Source organism: Marivirga sp. (assembly GCF_024636815.1).
Classification (GTDB): Bacteria; Bacteroidota; Bacteroidia; order Cytophagales; family Cyclobacteriaceae; genus Marivirga.
This window is the reverse complement of sequence record NZ_JAGXGF010000015.1, coordinates 1-12,457: the sequence shown is the minus strand read 5'-3', so window position 1 is coordinate 12,457 and position 12,457 is coordinate 1. Positions and strand designations below refer to the sequence as shown.

Sequence of the window (12,457 nt, the reverse complement as noted above, 5' to 3'; positions counted from 1 at the left end):
GATTAATCCAGCGTATATTTCTTGCTGACTATCATAAGCTGGATTTGGGAATTCATCTGGATTAAAAGCCTCAGAATAAGGAACATTTACCCAAGTATCGGTTACAATTTGCATTGCCCATACTCTTAAAATATCCAATACTGCAGTCTGATTACCTTTAATAGCATCAGTTAAACTTTCATTAGCCTGAACTAGCTCTCTAGCTGCAACTAAATCATAAATACCACTTGCACAGAATCTATTCCAAGAAACATTAAAAGTACTTACATTCTGGTTGTAACGAGAATCCTCAGCATACTCTCCTTGAGCAAATTGCTGAACCATCAACATTCCGAACTCAAAGTTCATAGCTCTACTCCACACTCTATTTGACAAACTGAATTGCGCCTGAGTTAAAAGTGTAGATGCCGGTACATCAGTAGGATTATTAGGATCAGTATTGATCTCCTCAAAATCCTGCGTGCACGCTGCTAGTCCCACAAACAGTGAGGCTAACATTATGTATAATTTTGATATATTTTTCATAAAAAGTTATTTTAATTTAATGTCTAAACCTGATTTAGAATTTAAAGCTTATGTCAAAACCTAATGATCTTGAAGTAGGTACCTGAGCATTTTCCAAACCTTGGATATTACCTGCACCATTAACACCTTGAGGATCTAAATAAGGTAAATTGCTAAATAAGATCGCTAAGTTTCTTCCTAGGAAGCTGATTCTAGCATCTTTGATAGCTAAATTACCAAATACGCTATTAGGGATATTATATCCTACAGTTACTTCTCTTAACTTAACAAATGAAGCATCATAAACATTAGGTCCAGCAACTGACCAGATAGATTGATAATATGTTTGAGGATCAACTGCTGTAGTATTAGTCTCACCAGTCTCAGTAACTCCGTCAACGATCAATCCTTCTTCTCTTATATTACCAGCTGCTGTTTCTGGCAACATACCAGAATATTTAGCCCACTGTAAAGAAGTAGAATGAATAACACCACCACCTTGGAAATCAATTAAAGCACCAACAGAGAAGTTTTTGTAAGTGAAAGTATTTCTAAAACCACCAGCAAAATCTGCGATTGTACTTCCTAAAAACTCTCTATCTGCAGTCGCCAAAGGAATTCCATTAGCTCCAACGATTGTGTTACCGTCATCATCTGTTTGTAGTTGTTGACCAAATAAAGACATGTATGGGAATCCTTTTTGAACTCTAACATCAGCAGCCCATGTACTACCTGCTATAATACTTTCAACTCCTGCCTCATCATTCAATGCTACCACTTCGTTATTAAATGTTGCAAAGTTTAAGCTCATATCCCATCTAAAATCTCCTGATTCAACTGGTGTAGCATTTACCATAACTTCAAATCCACTGTTTCTCATTGATCCAGCATTCAATAATCTAGAAGTAAATCCTGTTGCTGATGATGAAGGAACATTAAATATTTGGTTAACAGTAGTTCTATCATAATAAGATAGATCAAAACCAACTCTATTATTTAAGAAGTTCATTTCTAAACCAACTTCAAACTCATTGGTAATCTCAGGTAATAGATTTGGATTTCTTCTTGAATTTGGTACCGTATATCTTGGGAATGAACCAAAGTTAGGCACTACGTTAGAATAAACATTTCTTAATTGATATGGACTTGCATCATTAGCAGCCTGACCATAACCAGCTCTTAACTTACCAAAAGAGATAACAGAATTATTTTCAAATGCATCTAATTCACTGAAAACAAAACTTGTTGAAATTGATGGATACCAATAGTTATTATTTTCTTCAGGTAAAGTAGATGACCAGTCACCTCTTATTGCTAAATCAACGTAAACTGTATAGAACAAGCCTAAAGAAGCTGTTGAGAATACACTGTTAATAGCTCTGTTTTCAAAGTCAGTATTTACTTGAGGAGAACCAGCTGAGTTTGCAATATTATAGAAATTAGGTAATACTAATCCACCTACTGTAGCGATTCTGTTATATGTTCTTCCTTGACTCATTAAGTTACCACCAACCATAGCATTCAATGTGATATCTTCATTAAACTGAGTATCATATAAAATTTTACCTTCTAAGTTAGTTTCTCCGAAAGTTCTTGTAACCTCATTATAACTAGGCTGGTTGATACCACCTACAGGCACTCCTTCTCTTGATCTGAAAGTGAATCCATCTCTCATGGCTTTCAAGTTCACAGATAAGCCCTCAGTTAATTCATAATTTAGGTTAAAGTTACCATAGAATCTATCTCTAGTATCTTCCTGTAAATAATTTCTTCTTACCCAATATGGATTATCAAAGAATCTTACATTTGGATTAAAACCTAATAATTCACCTGTAGCAGGATCAACCTGAGCTCCAATTGGATTCCATGTTTGTTGGGTTCCATCAGTAAAAGTATCATCTTTCAATCTGTCGAAATCCAACTGAGTTTGCCACCATTGGTAGAAACCTTGCATTGGGTTGGCGTTAGCATAACCAGTAGCATTTCTACCTGAAGCATCTTGCTGGATTAAACTACCAGCTGCAGACACAGTTAATTTATCAGATAAATTGTAAGTAGAATTGAAACTTACAGTATTTCTACCTAATTCAGAATTAGGCATCATTCCTTTTTGATCTAAGTTAGTGTAAGATAATCTGAAATCACCTTCATCATTAGCACCAGAAACTGCAACTGAATTAGTTAGTGTAACACCAGTTTCGAAGAATTCTTCATATTGATTTTCCGGTTCAACCCATGGTCTGGTTTCTCCATAATTTGCAGCATTTGGATCCCAAGAATCCCAGTGACGTACATTTACACTTGGATCATATTTTGGACCCCAAGCACCATCTTTAGAATAAACTGGTGCTAAGTAATTAGTGCCGTCTTCAGTAAATTCTACGAATCCTGAAGGTGAACTTGTTGTAGCTCCTCCACCATATTTTTGTTGGTGCTCCATTAGTGCCAAAGGATCTTCAAATGTAGCTGAAGTATTTATTGATACACCCAATCCTTTTTTCTGAGAAGCTGATTTAGTAGTAATTAAGATTACACCATTTGAACCTCTAGTACCATATAATGCAGTTGCAGCAGCACCTTTCAATACTTGCATAGACTCAATGTCATTAGGGTTAATATCAGAAGCAGCATTACCATAATCATATGATCCACCACCAAATCCTGATTGCTGACTTGCACTAGAATAATTATCATTATTAATTGGCATACCATCTACTACGAAAAGTGGTTGATTCTCTCCTAAGAAAGAGTTAGCACCACGAATTGTAATACGAGATGAACCACCCATAGCTCCTTGAGAACCCTGGATTTGAACACCAGCAACAGCACCTTGCAATGAGTTGATAATATTAGTCTCTCTAGATTCAGCCAAATTATCGCCATCTACTGTTTGAGTAGAATAACCAATTGATCTTTTTTCTCTAGAAACACCTAAAGCTGTTACAACAACTTCTCCCAATTGTTGAACATCAGGTTTTAAAGTAATATTAATAACCGATTTTGAACCGATAGTAACTTCGGCTTTTTCAAAACCGATATAAGTAAATACAAGAGCTTCAGCATCCGATGACACTGATAATTTGTAGTTACCGTCTAAATCCGTGGTAGTACCAATAGTAGTACCCTTCACAATTACGTTTACACCTGGTAATGGACCTTCTTCGTCAGTCACAGTACCCGATACCGTTCTATCCTGTGCCCATGAATAAGAGGCAATCAGGAAGAAACTTAGCATTAGTAATAGTTTCTTCATCATATTATGTTTAGGTTATAAATTTATTAATTCACTAATATAAAGGATATATATTTTAATAGACAAAAATCATTTAAACAAATCCACTTAAAGCTTTCTATTATTGTTTTTATCAAATAAAAACAGATAATAATCATATTAATAGATAATCGATTCTTAGCTTTATATGTAAGTATTCCTTATTAATGTTCTAATTACTTAAAATTATCGAAAGTAAATACTTTTGCTTTATTATTTATAATAATCGCATGGACACGTTCTTTACTAAGCAATCTTTTACTAAGCAATCTATTATCGTTATAGTCTAAAGGATAATAAACTAAATCATTATTTTCAATGTAACCTTTATAAGGTGTTTGGTTATAATCTCTTGAAAAGCCGGTATCAATTTCAAAAGTATGGTGCTTGGATACATTGCACTACACTTACTCCATTTATTTTCGGTCATAAACGATTTGCACGGATAAGCCTGAATCTAGACTTGAAAGGTTCAGATTATTAGCTAATGGAGAGCCGCCTGTACAGCAATTTTGTCCAAAGCTTGGTAAGGCAATAGAAAATAATAGAAAGATGATTATGATTTTCATATTGCAATAATTACAATATGAAAATTAAAATAATGTCAATTTGCTTACAAATGGATACTTGAATTCATCAATTTAATTCCTCCTCTGTCTCAGGATTAACAAATACGAAACCTCTAGCATCATTACCTTCATGAAATTGAACTTCCATTCCAATAATATACATCACATGGCTTTTATCGATGTAGACAGGTATTCCTTCAATCTCAAAAGTCTTGTCGGACTCTTTGGGCTTATCGAAGCCCAACATATAATTCATTCCTGCGGCACTGCAGCCTCCTCCTCCACGGACACCCACACGCAATCCATAACCTTCAGGAATATTTTTATTATCCATTATGTTTTTAACTTCTTTAATTGCTTCTTCTGAAATCTTAATTGGAATCATAAATCATGAATTTTATTGAAGAACGAATGAGTAAAAACAAAAGTTTGCTTTAAAGGCTTGCTTTTATTTGCTGCGAAATTAACTAAATTTGAACATTATCATATAAAATAAGCTTATGGAGCCATTTTGGGACTTAGTAAAAATTATAATTCCAGCAGGAATCGTATTATATGCCATGTTTCTGACAGTAAAAACCATGCTGCAGAAACAAAATGAGGCGAAAATTATTGAAATTAAAGCGAAGAATAAAGAAATCGTTTTACCAATTAGGCTTCAGGCTTATGAAAGAATGAGCCTATTCTTGGAAAGAATCTCTCCAGATCAAATCATAAAACGAGTGCAGAAAAGTGATATGAATGTTGCAGAACTTCAGTACCTACTGCTAAATGAGATTCGAGAAGAGTTTAATCATAACTTATCGCAGCAAGTCTATATGAGTGATGAGGCTTGGAAAATCATTAAAAATGCTAAAGAAGAACTGATTATGGTGGTAAACCAATCTGCTAAAGAATTGGATCCTGAAGCTAAAAGCATCGAGCTAGTTAAAAAGATTTATGAAGAGTCTTTAGAGAAGAAAATTGACAATATAGAATACGGCTTAAGCTTTCTGAAAAATGAAATACAGCAGGAGTTTTGATTAAGAAGTAATAAGATTAAGTATTAGGTTTTTGATTTTAACCTATCACTTCAGAAAACTCAATAATTATGAGAATTAAATTTAAAATTCTCATTTCAAAACTAGTCTTCTTTAATGAGTTCTAAAAACTGGTCGATTTTGTCATTGTCAATAGTAACAGATAAATCATAGAGGGCTATTTTCCAGCCTTCTGGTTTTAATACCAATACCGCAGTTCCTTTGCAAACGCCCATCCAGGTATCCAGTTTTTCATTCAACCATGCAGTATTTCCATCTTCTGAAAAGTAGACATCTCTTTCAGTTGCAGTAAATGACCAAGCTGATTCTTCCTGAAAATATTCATTTGCCCACTCTGCCATCTCATCTCTAGTCCACTTTTCTGTTTTATCTGTACCTAAGTAAACTCCATCTTCGGTCATACTTCCAAAAAACACTTTTTCATTAGCAGTAGCAGCAGCTTTGTGCCAATTATCCATAAATTGGTTAATTGTTTCTGTAGGAGTTTGAGCAAACAAAAACATTGGGGATAACACCAAAAGCATCATTAGTATAATTCTCATTTCTTCATATTTTTAGTTAAAAACTTATTCAATATAACTCAAATCGGAAATAATAATAGTATAAACATTTACTACAGCTTAACTGTAATAGCTAAAAAAGGCACTCCAAATGGAATAAATTCTGCAATTTCCTGATTATATAAAAACCCTAAATCATAGCTGGCAGTCTCTGTAATATATCTTCCCCCATAAAAAACAAAACTCGTATTACCATCAAACTCAGTTGGAATATAGAATCCTTCAGAAACAACCAATAATTTCTTTGAGATTCTAGCCATACCGGCTAAGGAATAAAAAGGGTTCAACCTTTGAACTTGACTAATAGCTCCCAAATAAACCGTAGCTGTCAAATTTAAATCTGGTTCTCCAATGGTAACCCCAGTATTAAAAATAGCTGCTGCTGCGCCTTCTCCAGATTCAAAAGATGTACCGGCAAATGCATCCAATCCAAATTTATAATGGATATTTTTTCCTAGCTGTTTGGTGAAATGTGGATTTACATAAATTATAGGCACCCTTAAAACCAAAGCCCACAGACTGGTTCCTACCCCTATTGAAAAGTTATCCGATACTCCTCTATGATAAGTCATGGGGTTATTGCGCAAGTAGTTACCGCCTTTTTTATAATTAAAAGCGCTAGTTCCTAGCATATATCTGACAGGGTTTACTTGCTTTAACCTCTCCTTTTCCTCAGAATCAATCTGATCTTCTTCCTCCAAGGATTCAATATTTTTAATTCGCTGTGTTGGTATTTTTAACCTTCCTGCACTTTCAGTTTCTATTTCTAAGAAATCTTTATTTTGACTTATGAAAAATCCTTTATAAATCTCTCCTGTTTTTGTGTAAACAATTATTTTGGCTTTAGATTTATTCTGAGTTTCTTCAATTTTAGGATCCTCAATTTGAGCTTTAGCTAATAGGCTTGTCAAAAATAAAAATAGGCTTATAACGTATAGTTTTTTCATATAGAAAAGCAAAATCGGTTCAAATATTGTAAATTTACCAAACGTTTAAATATCAAAAAGTATTATGATAAATCCGCACAAAAGTAGTCAAATTAAAGCGAATAATATAAGATTATGGGTAGGTGTCATAAGTTTGCTTATTGCTTGGTCCTTATTTATTTACAAAGATCTACTCCACGATTTGTATTTAATTTTGATAGGCGCCTTTACCTTATATACATTATTTGCGTATATATGGATGCCTATACAAAAGAATAAAAAATTGAGAGAATCAGAAGATGAGTAAAAGACTAAATTATAAAAATGCTTTTAAAAGAGCCTCAAGAGTACTTGCTGATAGGCGATTGAGTTCTAAGCTAGTGAATGAAGCTAAAGAAACTTTAACTAGTCGTGCTAAAGCATCTGAAAAAATTTCTCAGTTAAAAGATAAAATCTTTACACTTATAAGGTTAGTAAAAGCCTATACCAAAGGCAAATACAGAGATATCTCTCTTAAAAGTATGCTCTATACTGTGGGGGTTTTAATTTATTTCATTACCCCAATGGATATTATACCTGATTTTATTCCTGTGTCAGGCTTTTTGGATGATGCCTCACTTATTCTTTGGCTTTACAGTCATTTAGGTCAAGAAATGCAACAATTTGAAGCTTGGGAGAGTAAGCAAGAAGAAAAGTAAATTCATGATTGAAGAATCTATTGCTACTCTAAAAATTGATGCCTTCTCAAAAGGTCTTGACTATCCATCTTATAGAAGCTTGATTAAATCTCTTTTAGCAGAAAATAAGACCACTGGTACTAATCATTCAGAAGCCATGATTGCTTATACTTTGATGAATGATAAACGTATGAATAGATGGGATAAGAAAATAAATTTAGATTCTGATCTTGCCAATAATATAAAGTCATTACCAAAACTGAATTGGTTGGTCATTACAGAGGCTTGGTGTGGAGATGCTGCTCAAAACATTCCATTCTTAGCTAAAATGGCCAATGAAAATCCTGAAATTGATTTAAGGTTTATCATGAGGGATGAGCATCCTGAAATAATGGATCAGTACCTTACAAATGGCGCCCGTTCAATTCCTATTCTCGTTATAATGGATGAAAATTTCAATGATTTAGCTTTTTGGGGACCTAGACCAGAACCAGTTCAAAACATGGTGATGGAAGCAAAAGAAAATCCAAACATGGATAAAGCTAAATTTATTGAAAGTATACATAAATGGTATGCAGTTGATAAAAATCAAACGATTTCTCAAGAATTCACACAACTAATAAAAAACATTCTCTAATGGCAAAAACAGCAATAATAGTAGGAGCAACAGGTTTAGTAGGTGGCCATCTTTTAGATTTACTATTGGAGGATGAAGGCTATTCCACTGTTAAAGTTTTAAGTAGAAGAACATTGGGCGGAGATGATGGGAAGTTAAAAGAAATCATCATCGAAGATTTTGACAAAATGGAAAACCATGCAAAAGAACTAAAAGCTGATGATTATTTCTGTTGCTTAGGCACCACCATGAAAAAAGCGGGAAGCAAAGAAGCTTTCAAAAAGGTGGATTTTCAATATCCTGCTACTTTAGCGGCTATAGCGAGAGAGAATAACGCCAAATCATTTCATATAATTTCCAGCATGGGAGCCGATTCTAGCTCCATGATTTTCTATAATAAAGTAAAAGGTGAAACAGAAGAGGCTATTCAATCCATGAAGTTAGAAAAGGCCTTTATATACCGCCCTTCGTTTATAGCAGGAGAAAGAGCTGAAAAAAGAGCAGCAGAAAAAGCTGCTTTATGGGTTGCTGATAAATTTGACTTCATTTTTTCTGGTCCGTTTAAGAAATATGCTGCCGTTCATGCAAAAACTATTGCAAACGCTATGCTTCAAACAGCAAAAAATGATAAGTCAATATTCAAAGTAATCCCTTCGGATGAAATAGAAAAAATAGGAAAATGATTGCAGTATTACAGCGAGTATCAGAAGCTTCCGTTACTATTGAAAATGAAATTAAAGGAGAAATCCAGAATGGATTAATGATTTTATTGGGCATAGAAGAAGCCGATAATGAGGAAGATATAGAATGGCTGAATCGTAAAATAATCAATATGCGCATTTTCAATGATGAAAATGGCGTGATGAATAAAAGTTTGTTAGATATTGCAGGAGAAATCCTGCTAATAAGTCAGTTTACATTGCATGCCAGCACCAAAAAAGGAAACCGACCTTCCTACATAAAGGCTGCGAAACCAGATATTGCTATTCCACTTTATGAAAAAATGCTAAACTCATTGGATTTTGCCATTCCTACCAAAATTCAAAGTGGAGAATTTGGTGCTGATATGAAAGTCAGCTTAGTGAATGATGGGCCTGTTACTATTATTTTGGATAGTAAGGATAAGAAGTAATCAATTGACAATAGACAAAGGGAAGTTGACAAAATTAATTAATCCTCTTCAAAAGTAAAGGCAATCAAAACTAAAAGCATAGCTAAAAAGAAAATCTAATTCGAAACAAATTATTCTACTTTTTTCGTAAATTTAAGATAAACTTAGGTTTATGGAACAAATATCAAATAGAATAACGATTGACGATAATATTTGTAATGGTAAACCAACCATCAGGGGAAAAAGGATTACTGTACAAACTATTCTGGAATTTATTAGTGCTGGGGAGAGTCACAAAGAAATACTCAAGCAATTTCCGAGTCTTCAAGAAGAAGATATAAATGCCTGTCTAAACTTTGCGTCTTCACTTATGAATAGAAACTATACCATAAGAGATATTCCTGCTTAATTATGCCCAATTTTTTAATTGATGTTAATTTACCTTACTATTTTAGTTTATGGAATAATGAGCAATATATTCACCAATTAGATATGGATGATGAAGCTAAAGATTCGGAAATATGGGATTATGCTAAACGGAATAATCTTACTATAATCTCGAAAGACAGCGATTTTTCTCACAGAATAATGCCCCATCAACCACCACCAAAAATTATTCATATAAGATTAGGAAATATGAAATTGAAAGATTTTTTTTTTAAAATAAATTCCGTTTGGAATATCGTATTAGAATTAAATACAAACCATAAGTTAGTAACAGTTTATTCAGACAGGATAGAAGCCATTAATTAATCCTCTTCAACAACAAAGGTAACAACGTCAAATCCGTTAGCAGGGCAAAAAGCATGGCCAATGAAAGGAAAAAACCTAAATAAAAGGTTGTTGCAAAAGAAGATAAGGTAAAAAGCACAAACCCTCCAATGATTAAAACTGAAGTAATCAGAATTGCCAAACCAGCCGATTTAAAAGTTTTGATAATTCGCCAAATCGGACTTTTTGCTTTTTGTTTTTTATAAGAACCTAAGAAATGTATAGTATCATCCACCGCAATTCCGAAAGCCACTACAAAAATGATGGCAGTCGTTAACTTTAATGGCACTCCCATAAAACCCATAATTCCAGCAGTAAATAATAATGGTATGAAATTGGGAATCAGGCTGATCAACAACATTTTAAAGGATTTAAAATAAATGGCTAAAGCAATAGCAATCATTAAAACCGCTAATAATAATCCTTTTAAAAGCTCTATTGATAGACTTTCATTACTTTTATCAATCAAATAAGTTGTGCCTGTTATTCTAGCCTTTAATATCGTTTCATCGATTTCTTTATCTATAAACGATTCTAAAGCATGATTACGATTTTGAGTATCATGAGAACCCCACTCTGGAATAAAGCCAGCAAATCTCGCATATTTACCACTTGAATCCATCACTTTATTAGCCACTCCCCTTCTAAGCAATTGATTTCGAATTGATTTTTGATTATTAAAATCACCTCTATTAGGAAATATATAGTTCTGATTAGCTCCTCCTTTGTCAATTTGATTGGCATATTTTACAACATCCAAATGCGATAAGAACTTTTGAATGCCAAAGGAATCTTTTAAATAGGTATCTATTTTTAAGGCTTCTTTTAAAAAGGCATAATCTAATACTTTATGGTTTTCTTGTGTTGGGAAAATTGCCATTTCCCATGGCTTTGATCCCCCAAAAGAATTATCCAAATATTCAAAATCACCCCGGACCTGGGAATCTTCGGGTAAATCTTTCAAAAGATAAGCATCTGTTTTGAGTTGTAGAAAACCAATAATAGAGCCTATTATCAACAGCAAATAAACTCCAAGGACTAATTTTCTGTTTTTTATCAATTTTACAGCCCAAAGTTTATAAGGTAATTTTATACTTTGCCTCTTATAGCTTTTTCTAATGAGAAGAGGACCAAATAAGAAATTTACAGCAAAAGCAATCAAAACACCAAGCCCGGCAAAAAGACCTAATTCTCGTACAGGCTGAGTGGGCAATATCAGTAAACTAAAAAAACCTAAAGCAGTGGTAATAGAAGTCAATAAAGTGGGTGAAAGCACCTTTTTGATAGATGATTTTAGCCTTTTAAGAAAGTCCTTTTCTTCATTTTGACGGTAAGAATTAACCAAATGGATGGCATCAGAAGTGGATACAAAAAGGATAATTGGTGGAATTAATACACTTAATATACTCAATTCAATTTCCAACATTGCCATAAATCCTAACAAATAAACCATTGATGAAATACTCATTAAAAGAGGCAAAAGCATGATGTTGAAAGAGCGATAAATTAATAGCAGTAAAATGACAGTTACCAAAACACCCAAGCCAAGGAAAATACTGAAATCTGAGCGGATGTGATCAATAAAGCTTTTTTGGGCAACCAATTTGCCTACTAATTTATAATTCTTGATATCAGATTCAAAAAATGAAGACTTCAATGCATTAAAAAATTCAAGCTCCTTTTTAGGCGATTTAAAATGTTGATGATTTAGCTGAACGATAAGCGAACTGGCATCATTTGATATGAAATTATTGTAGAGTGGATGGCTCATTATTCTAGCACTATCTGAGTTCAGTTTTCCTGAATCTTGAGTATGTAATAAGGGAATTGATTTAATTCCATAAGGAGATTTAATTAAATGCTTTAAATCAAAAATAGATTGAGTACTCATTAATCCATTGATAGTATCTACCTCATTTTTCCACTTTTCAATTTTTATTAAAAACTTAGCATTGAATACAGTGGGTTTATTTTCAATAGCGACTAATAAATAATCATTATCATAACCGAACTTTTCAACATGCTTTTCAAAGAAAATTTTATCCTCGTTATCATCTTCAAAGAATTTTTCAAATTCAAAGGCCACTGAGAGTTTAGGGAATTGAGAAATGAAAAAAGCTATACTTATTAGCCAAACAGCATATAGCATAAATCGGAATTCCCGATCGTTAAAATTATTATAAAATTTTTGAGCTATTTTTTTCAAAAGTGAATGAAATTCTAAATCCTAAAGTTAATAAACGAAGCTTAGGACTACTTTGGATTGCTGAAATTATTAACCTGAGTTTCTATGTTGAAAAACCAGACAAAAGGTAATTTATTTTCTTTTTTTGCCTTTTTTAGGCGTAGTTGTCCTATGATAAAATTTTAAGTTTGTCAAGGGTGGCTTAGGTTTGTGCGCTGTTTTGTGCG

The 12,457-nt window shown here is 33.3% G+C and carries 14 protein-coding genes; 7 read left to right on the top strand and 7 right to left on the bottom strand.

Annotation, left to right across the window (positions count from 1 at the left end; all coding sequences use genetic code 11):
• From Q0L29_RS01330 to Q0L29_RS01320, 4 genes are all read right to left on the bottom strand, one after another.
• Positions 1-525: SusD/RagB family nutrient-binding outer membrane lipoprotein (locus Q0L29_RS01330; RefSeq protein ID WP_296618462.1), on the bottom strand; the 525-nt coding region annotated here is incomplete at its 3' end.
• 34 nt (positions 526-559) lie between these two features.
• Positions 560-3,757 carry a SusC/RagA family TonB-linked outer membrane protein gene (locus Q0L29_RS01325; protein WP_296618461.1) on the bottom strand — a complete coding sequence of 1,066 codons (3,198 nt, stop codon included), beginning with the start codon at positions 3,755-3,757 and terminating at the stop codon, positions 560-562.
• A gap of 194 nt (positions 3,758-3,951) precedes the next feature.
• Positions 3,952-4,146 (bottom strand): DUF3179 domain-containing (seleno)protein, encoded by a 195-nt coding sequence (locus tag Q0L29_RS17530; RefSeq protein WP_367275737.1) that lies wholly within the window; start codon positions 4,144-4,146, stop codon positions 3,952-3,954.
• 265 nt (positions 4,147-4,411) lie between these two features.
• Complete coding sequence (locus tag Q0L29_RS01320; RefSeq protein ID WP_296618460.1) at positions 4,412-4,729, bottom strand: iron-sulfur cluster assembly accessory protein; 318 nt, start codon at positions 4,727-4,729, stop codon at positions 4,412-4,414.
• A gap of 115 nt (positions 4,730-4,844) precedes the next feature.
• Between Q0L29_RS01320 and Q0L29_RS01315 the strand changes: the two genes are divergently transcribed.
• Positions 4,845-5,366, top strand: a complete 522-nt coding sequence (locus tag Q0L29_RS01315; protein WP_296618459.1) for a hypothetical protein — start codon at positions 4,845-4,847, stop codon at positions 5,364-5,366.
• A 101-nt stretch (positions 5,367-5,467) separates the two neighbouring features.
• Here Q0L29_RS01315 and Q0L29_RS01310 read toward each other — a convergent pair whose 3' ends face one another.
• The gene (locus Q0L29_RS01310) at positions 5,468-5,926 is read right to left on the bottom strand and encodes a nuclear transport factor 2 family protein (RefSeq protein WP_296618458.1); all 459 of its coding nucleotides are present in this window, start codon (positions 5,924-5,926) and stop codon (positions 5,468-5,470) included.
• A gap of 71 nt (positions 5,927-5,997) precedes the next feature.
• Positions 5,998-6,891 carry a hypothetical protein gene (locus Q0L29_RS01305; protein WP_296618457.1) on the bottom strand — a complete coding sequence of 298 codons (894 nt, stop codon included), beginning with the start codon at positions 6,889-6,891 and terminating at the stop codon, positions 5,998-6,000.
• Positions 6,892-7,169: 278 nt separating this feature from the next.
• Here Q0L29_RS01305 and Q0L29_RS01300 point away from each other — a divergent pair, with 278 nt between their 5' ends.
• The 6 genes from Q0L29_RS01300 (at position 7,170) to Q0L29_RS01275 (ending at position 10,027) form a co-directional block, all read left to right on the top strand.
• On the top strand, positions 7,170-7,568 hold the full coding sequence (locus Q0L29_RS01300; protein ID WP_296618456.1) for a YkvA family protein: 399 nt from the start codon (positions 7,170-7,172) through the stop codon (positions 7,566-7,568).
• Between the two features lie 4 nt (positions 7,569-7,572).
• Positions 7,573-8,184, top strand: coding sequence for a thioredoxin family protein (locus Q0L29_RS01295; RefSeq protein WP_296618455.1), 612 nt, complete (start codon positions 7,573-7,575; stop codon positions 8,182-8,184).
• Positions 8,184-8,846, top strand: coding sequence for an NAD-dependent epimerase/dehydratase family protein (locus Q0L29_RS01290; protein WP_296618454.1), 663 nt, complete (start codon positions 8,184-8,186; stop codon positions 8,844-8,846). Before Q0L29_RS01295 ends, Q0L29_RS01290 begins: the two co-directional genes overlap by 1 nt.
• A complete protein-coding gene (gene dtd / locus Q0L29_RS01285) occupies positions 8,843-9,295 on the top strand; it encodes a D-aminoacyl-tRNA deacylase (protein ID WP_296618453.1) in 453 nt (150 codons plus the stop codon). The genes Q0L29_RS01290 and dtd overlap by 4 nt, the downstream gene beginning before the upstream one ends.
• A 151-nt stretch (positions 9,296-9,446) precedes the next feature.
• The gene (locus Q0L29_RS01280) at positions 9,447-9,683 is read left to right on the top strand and encodes a DUF433 domain-containing protein (protein ID WP_296618452.1); all 237 of its coding nucleotides are present in this window, start codon (positions 9,447-9,449) and stop codon (positions 9,681-9,683) included.
• A 2-nt stretch (positions 9,684-9,685) separates the two neighbouring features.
• Positions 9,686-10,027 (top strand): DUF5615 family PIN-like protein, encoded by a 342-nt coding sequence (locus Q0L29_RS01275; RefSeq protein ID WP_296618451.1) that lies wholly within the window; start codon positions 9,686-9,688, stop codon positions 10,025-10,027.
• On the opposite strand, the gene Q0L29_RS01270 is transcribed toward Q0L29_RS01275, so the two are convergent.
• Positions 10,020-12,251, bottom strand: a complete 2,232-nt coding sequence (locus Q0L29_RS01270) for an MMPL family transporter (RefSeq protein WP_296618450.1) — start codon at positions 12,249-12,251, stop codon at positions 10,020-10,022. The genes Q0L29_RS01275 and Q0L29_RS01270 overlap by 8 nt on opposite strands.
• Positions 12,252-12,457 lie beyond the last annotated feature (206 nt).

What these genes read in the sequence shown, in the direction of transcription:
- Q0L29_RS01290 (WP_296618454.1), top strand. Translation starts at nt 8,184, where the DNA reads ATGGCAAAAACAGCAATAATAGTAGGAGCAACAGGTTTAGTAGGTGGC.
- Q0L29_RS01325 (WP_296618461.1), bottom strand. Translation starts at nt 3,757, where the DNA reads ATGAAGAAACTATTACTAATGCTAAGTTTCTTCCTGATTGCCTCTTAT.
- Q0L29_RS01275 (WP_296618451.1), top strand. Translation starts at nt 9,686, where the DNA reads ATGCCCAATTTTTTAATTGATGTTAATTTACCTTACTATTTTAGTTTA.
- Q0L29_RS01280 (WP_296618452.1), top strand. Translation starts at nt 9,447, where the DNA reads ATGGAACAAATATCAAATAGAATAACGATTGACGATAATATTTGTAAT.
- Q0L29_RS01295 (WP_296618455.1), top strand. Translation starts at nt 7,573, where the DNA reads ATGATTGAAGAATCTATTGCTACTCTAAAAATTGATGCCTTCTCAAAA.
- Q0L29_RS01300 (WP_296618456.1), top strand. Translation starts at nt 7,170, where the DNA reads ATGAGTAAAAGACTAAATTATAAAAATGCTTTTAAAAGAGCCTCAAGA.
- dtd (WP_296618453.1), top strand. Translation starts at nt 8,843, where the DNA reads ATGATTGCAGTATTACAGCGAGTATCAGAAGCTTCCGTTACTATTGAA.
- Q0L29_RS01315 (WP_296618459.1), top strand. Translation starts at nt 4,845, where the DNA reads ATGGAGCCATTTTGGGACTTAGTAAAAATTATAATTCCAGCAGGAATC.
- Q0L29_RS01310 (WP_296618458.1), bottom strand. Translation starts at nt 5,926, where the DNA reads ATGAGAATTATACTAATGATGCTTTTGGTGTTATCCCCAATGTTTTTG.
- Q0L29_RS01305 (WP_296618457.1), bottom strand. Translation starts at nt 6,891, where the DNA reads ATGAAAAAACTATACGTTATAAGCCTATTTTTATTTTTGACAAGCCTA.
- Q0L29_RS01320 (WP_296618460.1), bottom strand. Translation starts at nt 4,729, where the DNA reads ATGATTCCAATTAAGATTTCAGAAGAAGCAATTAAAGAAGTTAAAAAC.